Source organism: Pelobacter propionicus DSM 2379 (assembly GCF_000015045.1).
Classification (GTDB): domain Bacteria; phylum Desulfobacterota; class Desulfuromonadia; order Geobacterales; family Pseudopelobacteraceae; genus Pseudopelobacter; species Pseudopelobacter propionicus.
Genome location: NC_008609.1, coordinates 198698 through 223309, shown reverse-complemented (window position 1 = coordinate 223309; position 24612 = coordinate 198698). Strand labels below are relative to the sequence as shown.

31 protein-coding genes are annotated in these 24612 nt (G+C 52.2%); 3 read left to right on the top strand and 28 right to left on the bottom strand.

The features are described from left to right. The first annotated feature begins 226 nt into the window (after positions 1-226). From PPRO_RS21770 to PPRO_RS01100, 3 genes are all read left to right on the top strand, one after another. Complete coding sequence (locus tag PPRO_RS21770; protein WP_011734181.1) at positions 227-493, top strand: WGR domain-containing protein; 267 nt, start codon at positions 227-229, stop codon at positions 491-493. A 532-nt stretch (positions 494-1025) separates the two neighbouring features. After that, positions 1026-2114, top strand: a complete 1089-nt coding sequence (locus PPRO_RS01105; protein WP_011734179.1) for a tyrosine-type recombinase/integrase — start codon at positions 1026-1028, stop codon at positions 2112-2114. Further along, positions 2111-2590, top strand: coding sequence for a hypothetical protein (locus PPRO_RS01100; RefSeq protein ID WP_011734178.1), 480 nt, complete (start codon positions 2111-2113; stop codon positions 2588-2590). Before PPRO_RS01105 ends, PPRO_RS01100 begins: the two co-directional genes overlap by 4 nt. 10 nt (positions 2591-2600) lie before the next feature. Here PPRO_RS01100 and PPRO_RS21135 read toward each other — a convergent pair whose 3' ends face one another. The 28 genes from PPRO_RS21135 to PPRO_RS00975 all read right to left on the bottom strand — a co-directional run bounded on the left by PPRO_RS21135 (position 2601) and on the right by PPRO_RS00975 (position 24584). Further along, positions 2601-3032: a hypothetical protein gene (locus PPRO_RS21135; RefSeq protein ID WP_232286673.1), complete on the bottom strand. Its 432-nt coding sequence runs from the start codon at positions 3030-3032 to the stop codon at positions 2601-2603. A gap of 351 nt (positions 3033-3383) precedes the next feature. Then, complete coding sequence (locus tag PPRO_RS01090) at positions 3384-3863, bottom strand: putative molybdenum carrier protein (protein WP_011734175.1); 480 nt, start codon at positions 3861-3863, stop codon at positions 3384-3386. Between the two features lie 105 nt (positions 3864-3968). After that, entirely contained in the window at positions 3969-4604 is a 636-nt protein-coding gene (gene ung, locus PPRO_RS01085; protein WP_011734174.1) for a uracil-DNA glycosylase, read from the bottom strand. Between the two features lie 17 nt (positions 4605-4621). Continuing rightward, positions 4622-5167, bottom strand: coding sequence for a hypothetical protein (locus PPRO_RS20685; protein ID WP_157039902.1), 546 nt, complete (start codon positions 5165-5167; stop codon positions 4622-4624). A 30-nt stretch (positions 5168-5197) separates the two neighbouring features. Next, entirely contained in the window at positions 5198-6370 is a 1173-nt protein-coding gene (locus tag PPRO_RS01080) for a hypothetical protein (protein WP_011734172.1), read from the bottom strand. Positions 6371-6406: 36 nt separating this feature from the next. Further along, positions 6407-7336: a zinc ribbon domain-containing protein gene (locus PPRO_RS01075; protein ID WP_041532067.1), complete on the bottom strand. Its 930-nt coding sequence runs from the start codon at positions 7334-7336 to the stop codon at positions 6407-6409. 80 nt (positions 7337-7416) lie between these two features. Next, a complete protein-coding gene (locus PPRO_RS20680; protein ID WP_011734170.1) occupies positions 7417-7692 on the bottom strand; it encodes a hypothetical protein in 276 nt (91 codons plus the stop codon). A gap of 26 nt (positions 7693-7718) precedes the next feature. Continuing rightward, entirely contained in the window at positions 7719-8624 is a 906-nt protein-coding gene (locus tag PPRO_RS01070) for a helix-turn-helix transcriptional regulator (RefSeq protein ID WP_011734169.1), read from the bottom strand. A 417-nt stretch (positions 8625-9041) separates the two neighbouring features. Beyond that, positions 9042-10568 carry a Fic family protein gene (locus PPRO_RS01065; RefSeq protein ID WP_011734167.1) on the bottom strand — a complete coding sequence of 509 codons (1527 nt, stop codon included), beginning with the start codon at positions 10566-10568 and terminating at the stop codon, positions 9042-9044. A 453-nt stretch (positions 10569-11021) separates the two neighbouring features. Continuing rightward, positions 11022-11513 carry a RadC family protein gene (gene radC, locus PPRO_RS01060; RefSeq protein ID WP_011734166.1) on the bottom strand — a complete coding sequence of 164 codons (492 nt, stop codon included), beginning with the start codon at positions 11511-11513 and terminating at the stop codon, positions 11022-11024. Positions 11514-11590: 77 nt separating this feature from the next. Then, positions 11591-12106 carry a CHC2 zinc finger domain-containing protein gene (locus PPRO_RS01055; protein ID WP_011734165.1) on the bottom strand — a complete coding sequence of 172 codons (516 nt, stop codon included), beginning with the start codon at positions 12104-12106 and terminating at the stop codon, positions 11591-11593. A gap of 12 nt (positions 12107-12118) precedes the next feature. After that, entirely contained in the window at positions 12119-12529 is a 411-nt protein-coding gene (locus PPRO_RS01050; protein ID WP_011734164.1) for a hypothetical protein, read from the bottom strand. Positions 12530-12608: 79 nt separating this feature from the next. Then, complete coding sequence (locus tag PPRO_RS01045; protein WP_011734163.1) at positions 12609-13130, bottom strand: hypothetical protein; 522 nt, start codon at positions 13128-13130, stop codon at positions 12609-12611. Positions 13131-13132: 2 nt separating this feature from the next. After that, a complete protein-coding gene (locus tag PPRO_RS01040) occupies positions 13133-13831 on the bottom strand; it encodes a hypothetical protein (RefSeq protein ID WP_011734162.1) in 699 nt (232 codons plus the stop codon). A gap of 84 nt (positions 13832-13915) precedes the next feature. Further along, a complete protein-coding gene (locus PPRO_RS01035) occupies positions 13916-14311 on the bottom strand; it encodes a hypothetical protein (RefSeq protein WP_011734161.1) in 396 nt (131 codons plus the stop codon). 73 nt (positions 14312-14384) lie between these two features. After that, the gene (locus tag PPRO_RS01030; RefSeq protein ID WP_011734160.1) at positions 14385-16103 is read right to left on the bottom strand and encodes a VWA domain-containing protein; all 1719 of its coding nucleotides are present in this window, start codon (positions 16101-16103) and stop codon (positions 14385-14387) included. Between the two features lie 9 nt (positions 16104-16112). Next, positions 16113-16997, bottom strand: a complete 885-nt coding sequence (locus PPRO_RS01025) for a DUF3150 domain-containing protein (RefSeq protein WP_011734159.1) — start codon at positions 16995-16997, stop codon at positions 16113-16115. Between the two features lie 77 nt (positions 16998-17074). Continuing rightward, complete coding sequence (locus tag PPRO_RS01020; protein WP_011734158.1) at positions 17075-17407, bottom strand: WGR domain-containing protein; 333 nt, start codon at positions 17405-17407, stop codon at positions 17075-17077. A gap of 10 nt (positions 17408-17417) precedes the next feature. Beyond that, a complete protein-coding gene (locus PPRO_RS01015) occupies positions 17418-18341 on the bottom strand; it encodes a CbbQ/NirQ/NorQ/GpvN family protein (RefSeq protein WP_011734157.1) in 924 nt (307 codons plus the stop codon). After that, a complete protein-coding gene (locus tag PPRO_RS01010; protein WP_011734156.1) occupies positions 18331-18744 on the bottom strand; it encodes a TSCPD domain-containing protein in 414 nt (137 codons plus the stop codon). The genes PPRO_RS01015 and PPRO_RS01010 overlap by 11 nt, the downstream gene beginning before the upstream one ends. A 99-nt stretch (positions 18745-18843) precedes the next feature. Further along, entirely contained in the window at positions 18844-19113 is a 270-nt protein-coding gene (locus PPRO_RS01005; RefSeq protein WP_011734155.1) for a hypothetical protein, read from the bottom strand. Beyond that, the gene (locus tag PPRO_RS01000) at positions 19110-19310 is read right to left on the bottom strand and encodes a hypothetical protein (protein WP_011734154.1); all 201 of its coding nucleotides are present in this window, start codon (positions 19308-19310) and stop codon (positions 19110-19112) included. Before PPRO_RS01000 ends, PPRO_RS01005 begins: the two co-directional genes overlap by 4 nt. 84 nt (positions 19311-19394) lie before the next feature. Then, positions 19395-20369 (bottom strand): hypothetical protein, encoded by a 975-nt coding sequence (locus PPRO_RS00995; RefSeq protein WP_011734153.1) that lies wholly within the window; start codon positions 20367-20369, stop codon positions 19395-19397. A 12-nt stretch (positions 20370-20381) separates the two neighbouring features. Beyond that, a complete protein-coding gene (locus PPRO_RS20555) occupies positions 20382-20546 on the bottom strand; it encodes a hypothetical protein (protein ID WP_011734152.1) in 165 nt (54 codons plus the stop codon). Between the two features lie 124 nt (positions 20547-20670). Beyond that, positions 20671-21627: a hypothetical protein gene (locus tag PPRO_RS00990; protein WP_011734151.1), complete on the bottom strand. Its 957-nt coding sequence runs from the start codon at positions 21625-21627 to the stop codon at positions 20671-20673. Between the two features lie 113 nt (positions 21628-21740). Further along, the gene (locus PPRO_RS00985; protein ID WP_011734150.1) at positions 21741-22160 is read right to left on the bottom strand and encodes a single-stranded DNA-binding protein; all 420 of its coding nucleotides are present in this window, start codon (positions 22158-22160) and stop codon (positions 21741-21743) included. A gap of 516 nt (positions 22161-22676) precedes the next feature. Then, positions 22677-23078 (bottom strand): hypothetical protein, encoded by a 402-nt coding sequence (locus PPRO_RS00980; RefSeq protein ID WP_011734149.1) that lies wholly within the window; start codon positions 23076-23078, stop codon positions 22677-22679. 21 nt (positions 23079-23099) lie between these two features. Beyond that, a complete protein-coding gene (locus PPRO_RS00975; RefSeq protein ID WP_011734148.1) occupies positions 23100-24584 on the bottom strand; it encodes a conjugal transfer protein TraH in 1485 nt (494 codons plus the stop codon). Between the last annotated feature and the right edge of the window lie 28 nt (positions 24585-24612).

Below are 24612 nucleotides of genomic sequence, written 5' to 3'. Positions count from 1 at the left end.
TTCACAGGCTGAAACAGCAGGTTCAAACCTTTGGTTCTGTAAAGATTGTGTTCTACCAATAGATAAAAGCCGGTGTCATATTATGATAGCAAACCATTGTAGTTGACGCAGTGTGCCTCTGAAATCTCGCCGTTCAAAATATTTTCAAGAAAAGCACCTCCTCACCTTCCCCCCCAATAGATATACATAATAGAAGCAATAAATTCCTGCTACCACAGAGACGTTAATGCCAGTCACTTCGAGGTTCACCGGATATTGCCGGTGCCAACTCGTCCTGATCAACCCTGCGATGAATCGCCGACGTATTTACTTCCTGGAGATTTGCCAGGGACTATTTAATGTCGTGCTGTTCAGGGCCTGGGGAAGGATCGGGTATCGGGTTCGCTGTAAAGAGGAGTGGTATGTCCATATCGAGGATGCCATCAAGGAGGCGAACCGTCTTTACCGAGAGAAGACCCGAAAAGGTTACCAGGAAACGAGTCACTATGGATGAGCCTATTTTTTGTTCATTTTGATGAAGCCACCGGAACCTCAGTGGAATGCACTTGCCTCTCCACAGAATAATGGATGGTTCTCAACGGGACCTGTGGATAACGATTCAATTTCTTGTCCTGCTTCGATACGAAATGGAGGACATAAGTTCAGAAGGGAATAACTATACATTTCCCCAATTATGTATAGGTATTTCGTCTCTGATCACAGCCGGGCAACGGACAGGTTTTACGTCACACTTCGACAGGAATTTACAAGGGGGGTCAGGTTGTCAAAGATCACGGAACGCGCACTCAGCAAAGCGTGTATTTCAGCAAACAACAATCAGCTCAAATCCTGGGACTCGGGTTTGAAGGTTGAGCGAACCGGGACCGGGTTCACCGTCAACCGTCTATATCGACGCCCACGGCAAGACCGGGTGCCGAGTGTATCGCTCTACCATGGCCCCCCTCGGGAAGTCATGGCATTCATCAACGGGTTTGTCAGCGCCGTAGCGCACACTTCACTTACCAGCATCGAATCGGAGCATCCGCATGAATAATGATATCATCCCGACCGGTGGCCCCCATTCGGCACTGATCTCCAGCCAGATTCCGGACAACCTGCCAGCGGATCTTGAAGCCGCAGTACGCAACTGGCTGGAACGTGAAGTTGCCCTGGGTGATCCACGCGAAGACACGATCAAAACCTACACGTCCCACCTCAACCATTGGCTCCGCTGGTGTAACGCCCGTGGCATCACTCCGGCTGCCATGACCCAGGCCGATGTGGAGAGCTTTCGCCATGAACTCATCCAGGCCGGCATGAAAGCATCGTCAATCGCGGTAAAGCTGACCGTCATCAGACGATTTTACCAGGTCGCCATGAACCGGGGGTTGATCACCATCAATCCGGCGGCAAATGTTCGCCCCCCTGTCGCACGGGAAGCTAAATCTGAGCAAAAGCACCTTACCGCCGGCCAGGCGGAACTGCTGATCATGCACCTTCCCGAACTGGGCAGCATCAAGGGATTGCGCGACCGGGCCATCATAGCCCTTATGCTGCTCGAAGGGCTCCGCCGTGTCGAAATCAAACGGGCCAACGTCGAAGACATCGAAGACGTTGAGGGTGGTGTGCGCATTCTGGTCCACGGCAAGCGCAAAGATGGTTATATCTATCCCCGGGAAGATACTGTGGCCGCCATCCGGGCCTACCTTGCGGCCAGGGGTGAGGTAACCGTCGAGGAAACCACCATCCATAACCGGCAAGCGTTCGTTACGCCAATGTTTCTCAGCGTACGCAAGAATGGCCGAGGCAGGGGCCGGATATCGCGCATCGGCCTCAATAGTGTCATTGACGGTTACCTGAGCAAAGCCGGCCTGAAACGGAAACGGGTTTCCTGCCATGCTCTGCGGCACACCTGCGGCACAATGCTATACGATGTCACCAAGGACATCCGGGCTGTTCAGGATACGTTACGCCATGAGGACATCAGCACCAGCGCCATCTATGCCGCCAGTGGCCGGGAGCATAAACGCTTCACCAGGAAAATTCCTCTGGCAATCACTACGGCACCGACACCGCCGGTTGGTGATTCTTGCATACCATCCGCTCCTGACCAGGAGACAGAGGAGTCGCCATGATTCTCTGGGACCACGAAGGCAAACCCGTTGTCTGTGATCATAAGGATCTCACCCCTGGGGTGCTGACCATGATTTCCGGGATAAGCGACCGCTTCGATCGTGGGACTTGCCCTTTTTGTAACAGAAGCTATACCCAGGAATTGTCATGCCATCACCTACGCAATATCCTGGTTGTCGAAGGAGATGCCTATTGGCACCGCACCTTCATCAAAGTATCGGGCACTCGGTTCCTGACAGTCAGCAATGATGACGGACTCGATGGCCCGGCGGTTCAACATTGTGAAGCCTGTACCTCACCCCGGCAGAAGGACGGCATGATTCATGTGAGGATCACCGAGGAAGACGATCCGCGCATTCGGGTTGTATCCTATTGCTCCGATGACTGCGCTATGATGCACTGGCGACGGGAATTGACAGACTTTCGGAAGCGGGAAGCCGTTCAAAGCTGGGTTCAGAACGCAGCGTTGACCTCCTGAACTGTTATGTTCAGAGCCATTCATTACCCTTGTAGTGCGGATTGACTTTATACTGACCGTCACCGACAGAAAGGAAGTATTTTTTGTAGGTGATGCTATGGCTGTCACTGGCACCGTTTGCAAGCGTGACGTTGATGTGGTTCTCGCTTGGCTCAGGCTTCCAGTTTTTTGCTTTGATCAGCTTTCGGACATCTTTTATTGAGAACGGCTCCAGGATCATCCCTGCATTGACCGCCGCTACAATTTCTCGATTTAACCCTCTTCCATATTTAGGCATTGGGCACTCCGATATATAGTAGTTGTCAGAGATAGCGCGATTCAGTTTCTTCCGCTGATAAACTGCATGCCCAGCATATGAACTCTTCGTCACGTGCAGCGACTGTTGACAGCATCCCCACATCAGGTTCGATTGAAAGACGCGCCAGGTCAAGCCGATCAGCATCCCAGCAAGTTCCGACAGTTGGGTCTTCTGTTGTATCTCCGCCTGAATGGCTTGTGCAGGCAATGCACAGTATATTCAATTGGTCATGAGTAAGATGCAAGAATTGATCGTTTATCTGACGGGCAAAGATTGCCCCCCTTTTCCCGTGCCCCGGATCACTGCCGTCTGTGTAGCGGCGAGCATCATGGACCCAAGCGAATGCCTGCACAACCTGAAGATCTGCCCCGGTCCGATTCGATAAAACGCTGCCGATTCGATAAACCCTCTCCCAGTGGCGAATCCCGTGAATCCCATCAATAGACACGCGTAGATTCTTTCTGACAAGCGAAAGGAACTGGGGAGCGTTTATGATCATGGTTCCATGCCACTACTATGGAAAAACTCATCCAAGAAGCGACTTGCCATCTGATGCACTCCGGGAGTTTTGCTCTCCCGCGGGCCAGCGATGTTCAGCACCCGGATATTGTTCTGGTCGAGCCATTCCGCAAGTGTTGCCGCATTGGGTCTGGCTGCATCTAACTGGATAACCAAATGAGGCTTGTTGTGCTTTCGGGCACATTCAAGAGTTAACCGGGTTCCCCCGGACAGCTTGCCAATATTGAAAATCAGGGTTCCGTCAGATTCTATGACGTTACGTTCAGTACGGGCGGAGTAGCCTCCCCTGGTCATTTCAGTGAGTGGATAGTGGTCTGGCACCGTACCGTCTTCAGCCAGGCGCCCCTTGGGACAATAGCCACCGACAGGGAGACCGACTTTCATGGCGGCATCAAGCCCGGCACGATCGGCGCCGGTCTGGCCGCCGGATACGATTTTTTCCAACGTCAATTTCATGTGGCATTACCTGCAAGGTCAAGTCGGTGGACGACAACCCTTACCGCACGATAAGGTCAACACGTAATTCGATGCTGTTTTCACCATCAAATTTTTGAGTTTATGCTACCAGCAAATCGGCTCTTGCCCCAAACCGACGAGTGTCTTATTCACTTGAGAGAAATGTCCGCAGCCGAAGAATCCTCGGTAAGCAGAAAAACCGGAGGGATGTGAAGTAGAAAGTACGGTGTGTCGCCCAATATCGATGAGGGAAATTTTCTTCTTCGCATCATTCCCCCAGAGGAGAAAGACCAAATGCTCCCGGCGGACATTCAAGGAACGAATAATTGCATCAGTAACTTCTTCCCAACCCCATCCTTGATGGCTTCTGGCCTTGCCTGCCTCCACCGTCAGAACAGTATTCAATAATAACACCCCTTGCTTTGCCCAGTGGGACAAATCGCTTGATCTGTTGCAAGTCACACCAAGATCCCTGTCGAGTTCTTTGTGGATGTTACGCAGCGAAGGAGGCACCTTCAGCCCATCGGGAACCGAGAAAGCAAGTCCTTGTGCTTGCCCTGCTCCATGGTATGGGTCCTGTCCGAAGAGTACCACCCTCACTCGATCAAAGTCAGTAAGTTGCAACGCACAATAAACTTTTTCAGGTGCTGGATAGATGACGCTTTTCTTACGTGCCGAATACACCTTTGCAAGTACCGGATGAGATGCAAGTTCTGGGACTTCCTGTAACCATCTCTTCATAATATTTCCTGATTATCTTATGAATTTGGCTTGTTAGCGTTAAGTACTGGTAACTGTTCAATTATCTTTCCAATAAGATTTTGAACAGCAGGTACAAACGCTAAAGCAGCCTGAACGCATTCACCACCTGGAGCGGCAAAAACCGAACCCGTATACTTATAATTTTCTGAGACAGTTACTGATTTTCCAGTTGAAGCATTTAGCGTAAGCATCAGCTCCCACTCGCTGCCAAAAGCAGTTGAGTAATCAATACGATCTAATCTACCAGTAATTGTTACCGGTGCTGTCTTCGAATAAATACCTGCCATCTTTAGTTCATCTGTGAAAGCTTTCTGGATAAAACTAGCAAACGTTTCACCATCCAGTGTCGTAACAGGGCCATGAAAGTGGCAAGCGATTTCTGAAATATTTTCTTTATCCGTAAAATTACCGACGTTTACTTGTGTTCCACTTAAGGAGCGAAGCGCAACAGCATTGTCAGTTGATATTGAGTAGCGGCCAGTTGCGAAATTTGCACAACCTGTAAGGGTAAAAGCTATTACCAAAACAAAAAATACCTTCATAGATGCAACTCCTCTCAAGTGTAAATTTAGTTAAGCCAAAGCATTTCGATACCAATCAGAGAGAATCCGGCTGTCGTCTGAAAGAATTCTCGACCTTACAGCAAAATACTCATTCTTTACAGGAATAGTTCTCACGTCTGAATCAAGTAAAGGCATACTCTCAGGCAATATTTGTGTTTTATCGTCGAAAATGTCAGATTGAGTTGGAAGAACAACCGAATTGTCCACTAACGATATATTAATCTCCGCTCGGCTTAATAACTCTCCCAGGTGAATATTCCCTCTACACATTTCTTCAAGTAATTGATCGTAAGCATTTTCATCAATCTTCAACAGTACCCGCAGCGAAGTGTTGTGCATTTTTGCAAGCTTCCCACCCAACTTATAAGCAACAAAGCCGGCTAGTGCTCCATATCCGAACACTGGTGACAACGAAAAGAATGCACCGACTGCACCTGACCGAAGCCCATCTAGTGTCGCATCGCTCAATGATTCTTTCGCAAGGCCATACGACAATCCAAAACCTATTAGTGCTGACGTGCCGGCACTGCCGAAAAAAGTTAAAGGATCAATGTATACTGAGAACGTATGATAGGCAGAAATTATGCCTGCAATAATATTCTCGACAGCTCCCACCACTGCGAAAACCGGATTAAATGCTGCAAGAGTCCACGCCGATCTTGCTGCTACAGCAAGTGCGATCTCAATCCCACCTTCAACAAAGGTATCAAAGAATGTATCTGCATTCATCACGAGAGTCCCGTGTATTGCCTGAAGCAGGTCCGAAGAACCTTCGGCAATAGAAAGGAATCCCAAACACCCATCCGCCCAGTGAATACTTAAAAATCCTTTTGGGATGCCAGCATCAACAAGCCACTGGCCAAATCCCGAACCAGACAGTCCAGGAAATGGTATACCGGCTTTTGTAGGAAAATCCGTTGCCAGGATGTGACCGGTTTGCTTGAGGGCGCTAAGCGGTCCGCTGTCCATCATTGTTCGTGGAACGTCCACAAATAGATCATGCCCACCAATCCATCGATGATCATACCCTCTGATAAAATCAGCATCAGGACATTTCGCCAGCATCGGGAACCTACTGTCAACGTAATTCCGGATCACTTCGGCGGGCAATTTTATGTATGCCATTTGTCCCGGAACAATGATTGCGGTACCTCCCATCAATAGTTGTTCTGAATTATCCATTTTCTCTGACCTCAGCAGATATAGAGTCGTGCCCGATTACTTCTTTTCATCGTCATTATCTGCTTGAGTAACCACACGGGAAAGCTCGGTTTCGTATTGCAGCCAGATGGCATCAACAGCACGAACTATCGAACTCTTCAAAACTCGTAAAAATCTTTCAGTGTCAGTCTGTTGATTACTTGTTGATGCGAAATAACCGGCAATTACTGCCAGGGAAAGACCCGCAGCACCCCAGCCAATTGGCCCGGCAATTGAAGTACCTACAAACCATGCACCAAGAGTCGCTATAATGCCCGCCCCCCAACCTAAAGCCGACCCGATAGCACCAATAACGATGCCAATTCCTGCTGTTCCGCCTGCAATGCCGATTGCGGCTTTTATATTGTTCTCTTTATCCTTAGTTGAGGGGGCAAGAATTGTCTCGCTCAACAGACAGGCAGCTTCAACTTGTGGCGGGGTAACACTCAATACATTTTTGAAGATACCACGCACTTTAGCGGTCAAAATCTGCGCATCAACATAGGTAAGATACGCCTCAGTCTCCTTCTTGGAAACCATGATTTCTGCAAACTTAACGTCGATCGTACTTGTCAGCGCCGACTGAAATTTTTCACGGTTAACCTGTGACTCTGACCTTTCGATCTGCACATCCTTCTCAAAGGTTTTGACAAGCTCTTCTACTGCAGCAGCATCTTTTTCCTGAGCAGATTTCATTTTGTCCTGCGCTAATGACACGACATCATTGACTTTGTCGGATGCGTACTTTTTGGATTTTGATAATGCAATTTTGAAGTCTTCCCAATCAATCTTACCATCCCCATTCAGGTCTCCAATTTTTCCACTGGCTTGAGATGTCGAATTTTCTGGGTTCACGCTTAAGATTGCAAGTGTGGTCCCGCAATCACAACAAAAGTTAGCTGGTGCTGGAACGTCTTTGCCACAATTTGCACATTTGATCATAGCCATTTTGAAATCTCCTCTTTTAAATAGGTTGTGTTCATTATTAATCTACAGGTATCAATCCGGTTCTTCGTTTTATAAAAGTTTCAATTACTCAGTGATTTGCCACAATTTGTGCAAAAAGATGGTGTTCCCTCATAAGACTTGCCACAAGAAGTACAATGTTTTGATTTAGCTGTAATCATAATTTGGTTGTTTTTCTTTGGCCTCGTGATGAGCCATAGAGGAAGGAATACCACCAGAAATATCAACGTGCCAAAAGACCACATCAACGCAACAAAGATGCTCTTTTCTCTGGCTCTGGCGTCGCAAAACACCCAGATGGCACCGCAAAATACGATCAAAAGCCCGATTACTTTCATGATACTAGCCCTCCCTTGTTTAGCGGTTAACCACCGGTCCGCTCCAAGTAATTCCGTAAGTCCTTTTCCATCTCCTCTTGCAAACCCTCCGGACTGATGACGCGGATATGGGGAATCCAGTAACGAACGATGGGTAACACCTGATTTACATGACCAACCTTTGCAGAGACGATGAGGCCCCCGTCTTCAAGCTCCTTTTCAATAACTTGATTGGCAATCAATTTCCGGCGTTTGAAGTAGTTGGCAATGTCACGGGATATCTTGAGGACTATCTCCTTTTTCTCCTCACCAAGCCATACACCATCTTCCTCTTTCAGCATCCTGTCAGTTTCCGGTTCATGAGCAAATCGGGAGTCAAGTTGAACCACCCGTTCAATTCTGGCGAACGAAAATGTTTTGAGTTTGTCACCGTCACGCGCAACAAGATACCAGATGCCCTTGTTATTGATCAGCTTGAACGGGGCGACGACGGTGTAGGATTTGATTCCTTCGTCCTTTGCGTAGTCAAAAGAGATATGGCAGCGAGCAACAATGGCCCTCTCCAAATGGCGAAAAACATCTTCCTTTCCGGCAAGGTCTTCATAGTTGTGCCCTTTGACCAGAAGCGCCGATTGCATACGGCTATCAAATATATCACCAAGGAAGTCGTCGGAAAGTGTTGGGAATAAACCACGAACTCCGGCCAGACTGGCGAACCGCTCAATGTCACGAGTGCTGAGTTTGCCAAGATAGGCTGGATCGAGATGATAACGTCCATCAGTTTTTTGCAAGGGGAGATAGGCAAACCTCACGTTCAGGTCACGCTGGATTGTGCGCAGGTTGACGCCGAACTCATCTGCAAGCGTCAAAGGATCAAGTTTTTCACCCTGATTCAGCTTGACCAGAATTTGTGCCAGTCGATAAACGAGGGTGTCATGGTTACCAGTAGTCATATCCGGACCCTAATGCAAAGTGTGTTGTGATTGATTGCAAGAAAACATAATCTTTGTGGCGTGCTCCTGAACAGATAAAACAATACACTCTTTATGGTGCCAGTATCAGCCATGCGCATGACAGGTGGTGTCGTTTTTTCAGATTTTTTTTGTGTGGAACAAATTTTTTGTGGCAGGAGGGACAAACCGCTCGATTTTTCCCCCATGAATCAATACTCCCATTCAATGTTAAAGGCAATTCCTCTAATCTTGCGTAATTACGGATAATAATCGTTGGTTTCAAGTGACAGATGAAATCAATAAACTTTCCAACGATTCTATGCCATGGCACTGCCAAAACCGCCAAAAGCTCTTCTGACAGTTTTGACAGTGCCGTTCCTCAAGTATCCATCAGAATTTTATCCCAGGATTGGCAACTTATCTGTTCATTGAACTGGCAATGAATTCCGCAAAAGGTTTTATTTCTCCCAGCGAACTCGCTGCTTCCAGGGCAGCCATGTAATCACTTCGCTGCTCAATTCGGATTACTGTCCACGGATACCCGCCAGACGCCAGCATGGCATTCATCAGAAACCGCCCCAGTCTGCCATTGCCGTCAAAATACGGATGGATGTACACAAAAAGAAAATGTCCCAGAACAGCTCTTACTGCTGCGCTGGGTTCAGCCTCCAGCAGGTCGCACAGTTCCGGCATCATGTCGCGGACTGCATCCTGTGAAGGTGGAACATGGGTTGCTCCCCTGATAAAAACCTTGTCAGTCCTGTAACCAGCCAGATCCGCCGGCTTGAGAAAACCAGCATCTACATTGGGTGAGAAAAGTTTGCGATACCATGAAGCGTGATCCTGCCGGAAAACAGCGCCTGGGTTTGCCCCTGTCAAAATGCTTCTGATCGTAGTTTTGACTTCATTATGAGCGAGCCAGTAACCATGTGCCGCCATGGCATTTTTCATTTCCGCGTCAGAGTCATTACTGTCCGGATTCCAGTCCCCGGTGGCGACCTTTTGAATTAACTCCGGAGTGACTCGATACCCCTCAATGGAGAGAGAATGATAAGCATCGGTTTTGTAGTTTTCTTCAACTGCGTCCATAAACTTCTCAATGTCAGACGGGATGCCGGGTTCAGGCGGAAAACAGCCGGAAACGGTCTCTCGCATGGCTTGCCACATTAAACGCATCCGCAGAACATAGGGAGATTGCGCTCTGGTGAATGCCAGAGTCGGCGGTGCTACACTGAATGGATTTGTCTCGTTGACCACATATCCTGCTGCTCTCATGGTTGCCAGTACATTAACCGCCAATTCTTCACGCCCCGAAGCCCGCAAAGCCCCGACAAGGCGCCCGGCAACAATGCTATGCCCACCTTCAAGCAGTTCCCTGTTGAGATCCGACGCGTCCCGCAACTGATGAAGTGCGATATGGGCATCCTGGGCATAGGTTGTAAAAAACGCTTCCGGCACACGGACAAGAGCCACCGGAAGTGTCAGTACACGGATTCGCTCCACCATCTGGATTTTAGCGGCAGGAACAAAATCCTTTGCCTTGTAGTCCAGGATCGAGCAATTATCAGGCAGCTTCAACAGGCCGTTTTGTCCAAGCGGAGAATGGATCACAACCTGCTGCGGCGTAATAGTTTTTCCCGAATGCAGAAATAATGAGTATTCAGCTGACACATACCATTGTTCTCCAAACCGCTCGGTGCAATAGCCCTGGATGAAGTCACGCATCGCAGCATACCAGGGTGTACTGTCACCGGTCTCTTCGCCAGGCCGACAGGGCATATACCATCCCTTGACAATCGGTCGCAGGAAGCCATTCTTGACTAGACTTTCCCGCTGCATTCGTGTCAGATCACTCGACTTTATGGCGGTTTTACCGTCGTCCTGCAACCTCTTCAGGGCTGTTAGAGCATCGGCAAGCCTGCGTTGCGCCGGAGTTGTAGCCATTGCACTCCTTCTTCCATAGCTAGATTATTGTGATTCACGATAGCTAGATTATTGTGTGTTGTCAAGGCTAGATTATTGCGTGTTGTTACGGCAAGATTATTCTGTGAATCAACGAATAAAAGGCGACCACTAGGGCCGCCTCTATCCAGACCGGACGGGTATCCGGACTGAAGATGCTAGTAGGGTTTCACCCCCGAAAGAATGGCAAGAACCTCGAATTCGCCTCCTGCAAGATTGTTTCTCTGCAGAGCCTTCTCAAACTCATCCCAACTCAGTGTGAACTCCCTACCGTTAATGCGTGCTCGAACTGACATGACTCTATCCCCCTTGATGTTTTGTTGGTGGCCCAAAAGGGCTCCCTACAACCACCGCCGGAACGGTGGCTCTAAGGAACCCTCTTGAGCCGGGGGGAAGAGTCGAGGGAGGGCGCTTAGAGCGCCGCTCCCCCGTTATTTATAAAAGTCCCCGCTCGACAAAACTCAGGAACTCGTCATCACCGACGATTATGTGATCCAGTACCCGGATGCCGAGGATGTCGCCGCTCTCCTTGAGACGCTTGGTGATGGCGATATCTTCGCTGCTGGGGTTCGGATCTCCGGTCGGATGGTTGTGAACAAGCAGAATGGCTGCCGCATTCGACAGGCATGCCGTCTTGAACACCTCCCGGGGATGAACGATGGCCTGGTTGAGCGAACCGATGGAGACCCGGTCAAAACAGACGATCCGGTTCTTGCCGTCGAGATGCAACACCACAAAATGCTCCTTCGTCTCACGCCGGAGATCCCGGAACATCTCATAGACCTGCTCTGGTTTCGTGAAGCGCATCGATACCCATTCCGGAGCATCGTCGCGCACGACTTCGTTTCTGTAGCGGGCCTCAATTGAGCGCACCATGATTCGTTTAGTGACCGGCGGTACCGGTTCACCGAAGAGATTAAAATTCATGTCCTCCTCCGATAGCGGGGGCGGACTTCCCCCTGGGGGGCAGTCATCGCCCCCAAAGGGTTTGAAATAAATTATTTTCAGCTCTGGAGAGCCAGTACGGCTTCCCGGAAAGTCACGCCATCCAGCGCCATCGTGGCACTGATCGAATCCCAGGTCCGGTTACAGACGAAACAGTGGACATGGTTTTCGTACAGGGCCATGGACGGATTACGGTCCTCGTGAAACGGACAACAGCGATACCGCCCCTTGGAGAATTCGATGATGCTGGTTATGGGATACTGCCGGGCCTGATCGATCATCTCCGGGCTGATTCCGCCGGGCGCCTGTACCGTCTCCTTGCCGTTGACATGGTTGAGGAGCGTCTTCGCCTCCCTTTTCAGGGGGCGCAACTCCTTTTCCTGGTCTCTGATGAAGGATTCGGTTAGAGCTTTGCTCAGCGGGTCGTGACTGCGTTCCATTCGCCGTCGTGCTCCCCAGATTTCACGCTCCAAATGTTTGATCTGCGGCTGCAGGAAGGACAGTCGGCGCATTACCGCGTAACGCTCCGGCACGCCCATATCCCGTGCCGCTTGCAACGTAGCGTTCAAGGTCATGTCAATCCTCCTTTATGCTGTTGATTTAACACCGGTTCCGGGCGGTTCGACAGGACTTCTCGCCAGCATGGCTACTGCCTCATGCAGAGGAATCAGTCCATCCTCGGTTACCGCCAGTGGCTCATAGACAATGCCGAAGCTCTGATCACGTCCGATCAGATCGCCACCCATTTCTCCGTCTTCACCTTGCCAGTCCACCCGGCACGTTGTGCCGGTGCGAATATGGCGTCTGATGATGGGGATGGCGATGTCTTCGGCGGAGCGCCACTTGCCGTTCGACTCCTCGGGCTCGAAATTGATCGTTCCGTCAACGATCCGCATGTCGTCGCCGATATCAGGAACTGCTTCCCTGATTTCGGCCAGGCATGCTTCACAGTCGTCTGCTTCGAAACTCGTGATGGAAAGGGTGTAGTAATAGCCCATTGTGATAGTCTCCTTTTCGCACACTCCTCCCCACAGGGAGTGCGGTATTGTTCTCCCCCTGTGGGCAGGGAATGCATGTTCAGTCACGCAGCCGTTCGTCCCAGCAGCACTCGCCGATGAAGTGGGCGTAGTCGTCCCGCTGGTAAAAGATGCGTGCTGAAGACTGCGGAATCATGTTGCCGCAGTCGACACATTTGACTGCTCGCTGGAGCGGGCTGTGCGGGGCATTCAGTTCCCGGATGAAGGTCTCGTCGCATTCCTGGCAGTTGTACAGTTCCCGGTCGATCCCCAACAGGGTGTCGGTGCGGGTAACTTCCAGAAAGCAGCCGCACACCGGGCAGCCGAACTGGCCGGTATCGCCTTGTTCCGCGAGTCGTTCATGGTTGTAGTTATTGCGGGCGACGCGTAGATTCTCTTCAAAATCGATCTCCATCCGCTCACAGAAGTGCATCAGATCAGTGAGCATGTCCTTCACGTCGTCTTCGTCGCCGTCGAAATCCCGGTTTTCGAGGGTCAGGCAGTAGGCCTGCATGACCGTGTCGATTCTGCCGGCACGTTCCTCGTTGGTCGGTTCGTCAGTCTGTCGGGTGAGAGGGCACATGGTCACCACCCCCTCTGCAGCATCTGGCCGAACACCGTGGAAAGGTCGATGTCGGACTGGGTGATCTGTTCGATCCTGCCGACCGCCTGAGCTGATGCCCCATCCCCCTGGGAAACATGGAGCAACTCATCAGCATCGGCCCCCTCGACGTCGTAATCGAGGATGACCAGATCCAGGACCGGGAGTTGCTCCGGTGCCGTGCTGACCACGCTTTGCACCAGACCACCTTCGATGATGACCCCTACAACCGGCCTGGCTGGGGGCGGATCGTCCGTTCCCGGGCCTATGTCGCCGGTTTCCACTTCACTGATCCGCTGTTCCAGCCATTGGCCGGTGAAACAGTACTGGATATCGTCGGCAGTGATGAATATCGCACCGCCGCCGTAGCCATCAGGGCGCATCTTCGAGCAGGTGTAGGCGCTCTCCTTGGAGATCCAGGGGAGTTCGCCGTTGGAACGGCGGATGATCTCCTGGAACCGGTTGAGAAGATCTTCCTCAGTGAGTTCGATCTCTTCACCGCCGGGCTCCTCCGGATCGAGGTAACCATTGCAGCACCACTCATCCGCGTAGAGATAGAAATTATCCTCGCCGTCGGTTTCAAAGGTGATGCTGAACGCCTCAATGAAGCGCCGGTCCTCGTCGGTGATGAGGTGCTTGGGGATCGAAGGTTGGAATACTGCCTGTGAATAGTAGTCTGCCATGGTCTGTCTCCTTTACTTGATGGTGCGGGGAGATAGTTCCCCCGTAGGGAGACGTGTCTCCCCGGTGGGGTTGGCAAATAATGATCAGGAAATTACGCACTCTTCCCGTTCATCCATGATGTCAGTTTCGTCGAGCGACTTGATCAGCACCGTGTCGGTTTCCCACCGGACATCGGTGTGTTTGTAGTAGCCCGACCAGAAGAAATCACTGTCGGTGACGTTCAGAGTGGAACACTCCATACGCCCCTCGAATTCCTTCAGAGCGACTTTGCCGTTATCCGGCTCGGCGTCCCAGTCGGCGGTCATGAAATCACAGGTGCAGTTGAATTCGCTGATCTTGTAGGCCTTCATCTGTTTCACGACCACCGCCAGCTTCCTGATCCGCTCAATGAGAGCTGCATCAAGCTCGATGACGGCATAGTCAGCATTTTCGGAAAAGAACTCACTGCTGTCGTGAACAGGAATAATAAGTTTTTTCATCTTCAAGCCTCCTTGTAACGTGATGTCAGGGAGGCGCCCCTTCCGGGAGGAGCCTCCCGTGGGGTTAATAGTTTCAATGGATCAACTTGTCTTGCAGCATTCCAAAAAGTGCAGGTGGCAATTCTTCGACGCTATAGACGACGCCGTTGGTCGGGAAGAGCGTACGAACCGACTCCTCGCAGATACCAAGCCCCATGGGCTCAATGCCTTGCTCCAATAACCACTTGATTGCCCTCTTGGAGGTACGCCGGTCATCTGGTTCGCCGTCAGTGACGGTGAGCAGGATTTTCCGTGGTTCCTCTCTTTTGAGCAATTCAACCCCAGACCAGTACAGCGCCTGGGCCAAAGGTGTGCCGCCGCCTGCCGTCATTCCGAATCTGGACGAGCAGGGACGCTCTCCAAACCGCACCAGAGGTGCTACCCCTTCGCTGTTGCCAACTGGAAAAGCGGCAACAGCGGCAAAACAGCCGGGGATGGAATCAAGTGCTTCAGCGACGACAAAGGCGGTTTTCGTTGCCACCTCGATCTTCTGGTGTTGCATACTCCCGCTTCTGTCCACGAGAATCATGATGGCGGTATTGACCTCCGTCTTCTCCTCCTGATGCAGAAACAGCCTGGTGTCGTGTAATGCGAGACGATGCACCACCCGGTTATCAATCTTGCTACCGGTGCGGCGTGCATGACGTCTCCTCAGCCGGCTTGCCTGGATTAATCCGCTGAGCCGGGCTCTGAGCAGCGCCGTATGTCTTCTGATTTCATGAATATCGATGGGAAAGGTGCGAAGAGAGGCCTCCGGTGGAAGCAGAACACCACCCCGATTGCCGACAGTCTCACCCTCCGTTATCAGTTCCTGTTTGAGAATTTCACCGACATCGCCAAACCCGCCAGGATCACAATCGAGCATTTCCTGAAGGGCTTCGGGATTACCATCCAATTGCCCACCGGAACCACTCTTGGGAACAGAAGGCGATGGATTGGTTGCAGCTTGGGACTGAGAATCATTACCAGCTGCAGTACCGGTGCTATCACTATCGGGTGATGAACCACCGGCACCCTGTTCCGGTTGCCCTGACTGCTGGTCAGTGCCGGATGTCTGATTGTTTTCTTCCTGATCATCGGAACTGCCATCAGGTTTTGACTCATCAGAGCCGCAGGTGGTTTTCGTCTTCTCGTCTTGCTGACGTTTCCGTTCCTGCTCCTGTTGCTGTTTTTCATCACGGATCAACCGTAGGATCTCCTCCGCCATGGATTGTGAGTCCCTGGTGGAGACGAGATTCGGAATTCTCTCGGTCAGATCCAGCAACCTTTTGTATCCGGTGCCAAGAAAACCGTTGACCGTACTGCTGGTCATGGCAAGGATGTCACTGAAGTCCTGATTCAAGGTCAGCCGCCCCCTGGCGCATAGCCATGACAGTAGGGTCTGCGGAGGGTCTTGAAGTGACGGTGTAAAACTCCCCTGTTGCTTCAAATGCTCGGCCAGATCTTTCAGATTCGACCGGCAACCGGGATACTTCGCTCCCATCATCTTCTCGATACGGATGTCTTCAAGGATGTTTGTCAGGCACTTGTGCATGGAGGTACTGCTTTTAACGCTGAAATCCGTGAACCGGATGTGGGCGCTCTCGTGGTCGATATAGCCACGGGCAAGCAGTGCAGCCTCTTTGCTGTCCGGCAGGGACGGAAGATTGATAATCCTTCCGTTGGTGTATGCCTGGTCGCCGGAGATCTGTACCTGAATGTCGTATTTTTCCCCGAGTGCCTTGGCAACCAGGGGCAGTGTCGTGTGTTTCATGGCGGCCTCCTAGAAAAACCATTCGCTGGGCAAGCTTACCGGCTCAGCGGATCTGGTTTCGAGAAGGATGGTTTCGGCGACCTCGTCTTCTTCCTCTGCCGGGACTTCATCCAGCGGCAAATCACCGAGGACATGCAATATCCCGATAAGAGAGGTCAGATTCCGTCCTTCAATGGGACCGCTCTTTGGCAATGAGGCCAGTACTTCTTCAACCTGGACTGCCAGAGTGAGCAGGTAGGGAGAGAGGAACTCAAGACCACGCAGTTTTTCGAGCATGGACTTGATCGGGCGTAGCGCTTTCCGGGTTACGGAAGGGCGTCCCTTGTACGACTCCTCCCAGGCTTGCCTGGCTTGTTGATTGATTTCATAGATCAGCCGTTCTGACAGGGTACTGGCATGTTCGTTCAGCCCCTTATCCAGTCCGTCGATGTTCTTGACCTTGAACGCCTGGACTGCGAAGCCCAGACGACGTGCCGCTGTTGATGCTGGTTCTACTCCCTTTTCGATGATGGCTGCCCATTCGGGGTTAGCATCAATCCATTCCCTCAGACTGCGGTCGTACTCCGACAGAAATTCCTGCTTCTCCTTCTCAAACTCATCCCGGACACCGTCGAGGATCTTCATCACCTCGTCGGCCTTATCCTCCGGTATGGCATAGCCACCGAGGAATCTGACTCCTACCGCTTCACACTGCCGTTCGGCACGACGCTTCAGGGCACTGAATACGGCGAGTTTTTCCGGGTCGCAGATCTTCTTGCTACCGAGAGTGGCCAATTTTTCGGGAGGGAGTTTGGAAAAGTCGAGCCCAAGGTCTTCCGGCGAGAGTTTCTTCCGGCCAGTCCAGAGTGAAATGGACAGGGACACAACTACCAGCTTTGAAAGTATTTCGTTCATGTTCATTCTCCTTTGATCAGTTTGATGGTGTGATCAAGGGAGGCCCCCAACAGGGAGAAGGCCTCCCCTGAAGGGCATTAGAAGAACCAGTCCTTGGTGTCTGCACCGGACATGAGATCCTTCATGATTGTTTTGTCGGTCTGTTTCCGGGGTGTTGGCTGAACAGGTTCACGAGGCGGCGATGAAGCGACTTCGTAGTACCCTTTGGCCAGCTTTTCCTTCTTCTTCTTGGAAACGAACGTGAACGCCTCGGACATTGAGTTGACGTCATAAGACTTCGTCTGCCCCTGGCTTCGCGTTGGCCCCCAGTTGACCGTTACCCGTGGCGGATCGTCATGAATCTGGGCGATCCAGAACTTGCCGCCAGCCGCAGTGTTGCACTGGAGGTGAAGATGCTGTCGTAATGCCATGCAGCACCCCCTATCCGCCGAAGACGCGTTGCGCCAGTTCGTGCAACGCCTCGCGGCTTTCCGGCTCTGCTCGGTACCCGAGAGCACGGTCGAGAGCATGGATGATCGGGTTTTTCCCTTCGGCAGATGCCGGGCGGAAGAGATACACAAGCTTCGCCCATCTGACGAGGGTTCTGGTGGAGAAGGTGACTTCTATTTCCCCTTTGATGAAGAGTTTGCGGATTTCGTTGGCATACGATACCAGCGCTTCCCTGACCGTATCAGCCAGACTGGGCATGGCTTTGGCCAGAATCTGTCTTTCCTGGACTTCGTCAGGGTAGTCGACTTCAACCATCCAGAAGCGATCCAGAAATGCGCCGTTCTGCCGTAAGGTCCCTTGATAGAGACCTGAGCGATCACCGCTGCCGGCGGTGTTGGCTGTCGCAATAAAACGAAAGCCCGGTGCCGGTTTGATGACTTCACCACCCTTTTCCGGAATGGTGAGGGGTCTTCCTTCGACTATGCCGTTCAAACCTGCTGCAGTTGCGGGATCGAGCAAGTCGATCTCGTCCAGCAGGAACCAGTGACCTTCCTTCATGGCCATGGCTAGCGGTCCGTAGACATACTCCATCGAGTTGTTGACAATTACGTGATGCCCCACAAGTTCCGGGGTTTCGAGTCTGCTGTGCCCTGTGACGACCATGACCGGTATATTGAGCCGGGCGGCGGTCTGCAAAACGATCGAAGACTTGCCGCTGCCGGTCGGACCGGTCAGGTACAGACCGTCGTTGGCGCCCATCATGTACCAGGAAAGTACATCCGACAGGATTTCCTTCCTGAACACATAGTCGCTGTCAACTTCAGGGATGAAGGGGTTGTCGGTCTGAGGCCGACCTTCTACGCAGAGACTCTCTTTCACGGGAATATTGAAGATGTCCTTGATGCTATATTTCATGGTGATCAGCTCCTTGTCCGATTTGGTTAAGTGCCGCGAAGTCAGCTTCCTCGATGAGGTCGTTGAGATCGCGCCCTGTTTTCAGATGCTCCAAAACGATGCCTATGGATTCGGCAACGCAGTTGAGGCAGGTATTGGCCCCGAGATGACAACCTATGCCGGTGAGAGCCTTGAACGCATCGACTGGCTCCAGTCCCGAACGGAGACCGTAGGAGACCAGGCGAGCAATGCCATCGGCCATGGCAGAACCACAACCTCCGGCCTTGCCGAAACGGATGAAGACTTCCATTGGCGTAGCTGTCGAGGGGGACAGGGTGACGGTAGTGTAAATTTTCCCGCAGGCAGACCGGCGTTCGATGGTGAAGCCGGGAACAGCCTTGGGACGTGGGATTTTAGGACTCATGGATGCCTCCTTGTAATGACGGCGGGTTACCTCTCCTTTGCGGAGATGACATGCATCCCGCCAAGGGTGATGGTTAATTTCGCTGTCCTACTAAGACATCTACGAGGGGGGAAGTAGGCGCCAGGCGGTGATGATTCTTGGTGAACCATTTACCAGGCGGGCCACGACGAAAACCCCCTTGTACCTGAATTTGAGTGGTTTCGTGTTGAGGAGAGGCAGAAGATGACGAACACCTTCGAGAGCTTCCAGAGGGATGTCACGTTCCAGAACCCGATTGGCTCCGTGCAACGAGAGGTTGACCTCATTCACAACAGCATCAGACGGGCCAGTCTCCTCTTCCGTATAGATGGCAATGGTTGGCTCCGTCATCCTCGCACCTCCTCCCACCCCACAGGATGAACCTGAGGTTCAGGCGCTGCTGCGGCAATCATGAACATGAAAAGCATGGCCGCGATCAGCAACAGTGAGGCGATGGCATGCAGGGCCTCTTTCAGGTCTTCATGCCTTTTCTCACTTGAGAAGGATTTAAGGTCGGGGGGCAACGTGCCGGTACGATAGATTTTCATCGGGGATCTCCTTTCAATGGGGGCGCACGCCTCCATGAATGGAGATTTCCCATGGGGAGCGTAACGCCCCCTTGTGGGGTTGGATCAGGCCGCCTGTGTTGCGAGCGGCATGAATGGTTTGATTTCAAGCTTTAGAAAACCGGATTTCGGTTTCGTGACTTGATCATAGATATCCGGATACGAGTTCTTCAGCTTCTTGCTGTCGACGATCACCGAGTCAGCCACCGAGGTGACATTGACCAGGATTCCGTCTGAAGCCCCCTTGAATACTCCATCCGCAAACGTGAGGATTTCGTTCTTCAGGACTTCCAGTCGAGCTTCGATCCCTTTTTTCTGTTCGTTCAGTTCCAGGTATGCCCTGCCAGCGTGGTGGATTTCCGGGGGGAGCTCCATGTCAATCGCATGAGAGGGACAACCGTGGCGAAACGAACAGTATCCGCAGAGAAAGCCAGGTTCCGTTTTAGGTGCACACTCGTCTCGTGTTGCCGCAAGGATGTGCTGACCTTTTTCCATAAGCTGATTAAACACCAGCTTGTTTGGTGCATAGTTATTGAATTCCCGGTATGTTCCCGCATTGAGGTCAACCACCAGAATTGATCCGCCGATTTCCACTTCAGGATCGAGGGTGAGATGCAGCAGGCCCATCTGGACATGCAGTTGATCCACCCAGGATGCGTAAGGTTCATCGGGGATGCCGTCGGTCGATTTCATCTCCACGATGTGCAGCCGTTTGGTCTGCCGGTTTGCATAGAACAGAAAGTCAATGTGACACCTGATTTCAGGGATATCCGGGTGACGTACTTCGACCTCTTCCTCGAAGAGAGCGCCACCAGTCCTGAAAAACTCGGCATACATGGCTTGCGCAGCATGGCCACGGGAAAAGCGCAGGAGTGTCGTGATGTCGTGACTGGACGGGCATTGTTTGCCGAGAGCTGCTTTACGCGGGCAGCCGGCAATATCGGAGGCTCCGACGTATCCGGTACGGTCACCAAGATGTGAAGATTGTTTCTGCTGATGGGTCGGAATAGCCCGTCCCAGAAATGCAGCGAGTTTGCTCATGGCTGTCTCCTTTCAAATCAGAAACGGCAGAGTTCCGACTGCGGTGAGCAGGGAACCGAAAATAACGCCGGCAATGATCCTGGTGACATCGATGCTGATCTGTCGCTCCTTAACGGGCGCATAGACCGGTATCTGACAGCCTTTGATTGTTACGTGTTTGATGATGTGGGTAGTCATGATCCTGTCTCCTTGTCTGTGGGTTGTACCCGGCAGAGGAGACAAGACACCCCCGGTAGGGAGAAAGTCGTTGTCTCCCTGCTGAGGTAGGTTGTGAGTGAGGTTCAGTCTGGTACGTCAGGTACTACCGGTACTGCCAGCATTTGCCCTTGCCGTCCCATTTGAAGCCGTGGTCTTTCAGCCATTGGCGGGCTGAGGTGTCGTTGAAGTCCGGGAAGGCGAAAATCTCCGATTCATCTGCGGAGAGTTCCATCCTGATCCCTTTGGCCGTCAGATACCCGATGATCTCGGAAGTCGAAACTGGTTCGGCTTCGTGGGATGATGGGTCGCTGTCCGGTTTGGAAGTCTGAGAAGCCCCGGAGGTGGTGCTGGTACTGCCGGCACTATATCCCCCGTTGTGTTCCGTCTGCCGGTAAAGGTCAGGATCTTCCTCGATGTCCTGGGTGAAGATGTCCGAGGCAGCGGTCGAGGTGAGTACTGCATCCACCAATCCCCGCTTCTTGGCCATTTTCAGGCAGGTGTTGTAGAAATCGGCAGGATTGTCGTGTTCGACCTTTTCTCCCTGCCTGGCGATTTTCCAGTTGCCGCTGTCATCCTTTTTTGCGCTGAAGCCGCGTCCACCAATGATCTCCTGCGCCTTTGCCGGGTTCTCCTTGCGAAGATCCCAGTATTCCTTCGGTACCGGCTTATTCGTCAGTTCAACTGGACCGACTCGGAAACGATACTTGCTTTCCATGGTCGAACACGAACCGACACCTGTACCAAGACGCTGGCCTGCCGGTGAGTAGAGCGTCACCTTGATGCGATACTCACGATGGCCGAGATGCAGGTCGATGGTTTCCACCTCCACGTCGTTTGCCAGCCTGAAGGTCAGCATGAGCTTTTCGGCGCCCGGTTTGAGAAGAACTGCTTTGTCTCCGCAACCGGGAATGGTGCCGTAGTGCTCGCCTGATTTCATAACGTCACGCATGACGTACTGGATCAGGTTTACCTGGGCCTTCAGTTCACTGATGTTGACGGCGTGGTGAGTGAGGGATGATGCGGTGGGACTGATGGGAATGATTTGAGCTGGTGCGTGCATCTGTCTGTCTCCTTTTCTGTGGGTTGTGTCCGACAGAGAAGACAGACCAATCCCTTTGGGGATTTGGTAATGTCTCCCCGTAGGACTGTTGAGTTGTGGTTACTGGTTTTTACCTAAAACGGATCGGTGTCATCGTGCGGAATGTCCTCATGTGCCTGGCTGCTTGATGGCTGGTCGTCACTCCCGTCAGGAATGCTGCCATTTTTACTGCCAAGCATAAGAAGCTTGTCGCCGATGATCTCTGTTGTGTAGCGATCTTTACCGTCCCGGTCCTGCCATTTACGGGTCTTGAGTTTGCCGTCGAGGTAGACACTCTTTCCTTTTGTCAGGTACTCGCCAGCTACTTCTGCGAGACGTGCGTAGAGGACGATGTTGTGCCACTCGGTCCGGATCTCCCATTCACCGCTTTTGGTCTTTACCTTCTCACTGGTCGCGAGTGAAAAACTTGCGACAGCGGTGCCTCCTGGTGTGTACCTGATTTCAGGATCACGACCCAGGTTGCCGATGAGTTCTACGCGGTTCAAACTTGCCATACTGCCTCCTTGTTGGTTTTCCCGAAGCAAAGAGACAGATGTCTGTCCCGTAGGGAGAGAACAAAATGTCTCCCGGTCGGGATGTGGTGAGAATATCCGCCGCTTACAAGGCTTGTCGCGGATTTTGAACAACAAAAAACCCACTCCGGCCATTGCCAGAATAGGTCACTGTTCTTCGTGATTATTGGTTATCAGAGGCACGCGCTACATAGATGGGCGCACCTCAGGTTGAATTCAAGTCGCATTACCCATACGACTGATCGAGGAAGGCAAGCCGTTCCTGGTGTCATCCGGAAAGGGGCAACTGCGGCCTTGTCTTTCCAGGTAGTTCATCCCTGCCGGGGTCATTTCTTCTTCGGGCTATCCGAAAAAGTCTGTCCGGGGCTCTAAGTCCGCACGGAGTCTCTTGAAAGAGTCTATAATACCGAAACGCTATCGATTTTCCCCTTGCAAGTCAAGAGGATTTACCCGGGACGATCCATTTGGCATCGTCCCGGTTCGACTGAAACAGAGTAATCATTTCTTGCCGGTTTCTACCCCAGGGGCCGCCTGCTTCTCCTGCTTTTTAAGAGGGTGATCGAATCCCCGGGGCGGTTTGTATGTGTAGTCGAGCAACTGGCACATTTCGGCATTCATAAGGTTGAGTTCTTCCTTGATCCGCCGACTCCGGTCGATGTAGCTCTTCACTACCTCAAATGTCAGGGACTCCCTCCTCCCCATGTTCATCCGCATCTGGTATACGAGATTATCGTTTGAGTTGAGAATGTTGATGAAGTCGCCGGTATCACGAGCGCGGCAGAAAACAACACTTGTATCGTCGCGTTTCGCATTCTCCAGTTTTCTCGCCTGCCAGTCGATTTTCCTGGAAGCCGGAGAAGCGCTGTTGCCCTTATCCGCCTTGGTATTCTTGTCTGCCATGATTCCTCCCTTTTATTGTTGTTAGATTCTACCGGTTGCCCGCATGGCGATTCCCTTGCCGAAGCGGTCCGATAATTCCGAAAACACCGTGTCGTCGAACTTCTTCATATTCTGGACGATCATCTCCACTGCATTGATCTCAGAGGCTGCATTGGCGTAACTCTGCTGGGCAACGCTCAGAAGTTGCAGCGTCTTTTCCTCAAGCGTCTGGATATGCTGCATACCTTCGCCGAGGAGCGCCAACTGGCAGGTCTCCGGCGAAGCCCCGGCTTTATTCCCTTTCTGGGTAGACATGATGTTGCGGGCCATCTCCTGCAACTGGACTGCACGCCCGAACAGATCAAGCAGCATGTAGTAGCCGTAGGCCCGGGCAGTCAGTTCCGCCAGTTTACCGATGACCTCGCCCTCGGTGTTGGTGGCTGTGGCATTCTTGAGGATCAGGCCGACCGACAACGGAGTGCTTTTGAGAAACGCCTCCTCGTCGGCGGTGAGTGCTGTCTTTGATTTGATCTTGGTGGCGATGGACTGCATCTTGCCGGCCACATAGACCATCAGGTTCTTGTTGGCGTCGGTGATATCGGCACAGGCCCCGGCGGTATCCCGTCCTTGTGCGGAACCGCTGATAAAGGAATCGAAGCTGTTGTTCTTGTCGCACGGAGGAATGTATTGGGCCTGGTAGGTCGTGCCGGTCGTTGCCGGGTTCTGGATCACCACATCGCCGATGAAGCCGCGCACCAGTTTGACGTACTCGCTGCTCATCCCTTTCTTGCCAGCCAGGTTCTCCAGAACCGATCCATCCCCGAAGACTTGCAGGACTTCAGTCGGGCACCCGGCAGTAGCGCTGGTGGCTGAGGTCTGGGTAGTGCCGGGGACACCAGGCTTGTTGCCGGCATTGGTCTTCTGTTCGCTCTCGAACAGCTTGCTGACATCCTGATACAGATCCTTGGCGCCGCTCGACACCATGAAGTCGGTCTGGGCCGTCTTCATCTCAGCCTTCAGGCTGTCGGACATGACCGACGAAAACGGACTGGCAGCAGTTGCCACCAGCGCCTTGGCCGCCTTGCAATCGTTCAACTGCAGCGAGTTCAGCCGGTCGGTGATCGCTTCGAGGGTCTTGATGGTGTCGGCCACCTGTGGTGCCAGGGTCTTCAGGGCGATGTCAAAGGCTGCCGCCGGAGCTGCCGACAGGATGTTCTGGAGCTTCTGTACCAGATAATCCACGTTCAGGAACGAAAACCCGCCGAGGAACATGTCGATACCGCCGCAGCCAGATTTCAGCTTTGGGAGAGAAGCGGTGAACAGATGGTCGTCGGTGTTTGCCCACCTGGCAGAGAAACTGCCGCCCGTGTAGTAGCCACGCTTTGACCCCTCGTAATAGCTGGGCGAAGTGGAGCTTTTCTGCTGTACCCAGTCATCGACCCAGCCGGACCAGGAAAGGACCGGGTTCAAGGCAATGGTTGCCGCCAGGCAGGCGGCGGTGGTTCTGGTAATCACGGTTCGTTTCACACTGACACCTCATTTCTCTGTTGCTGTA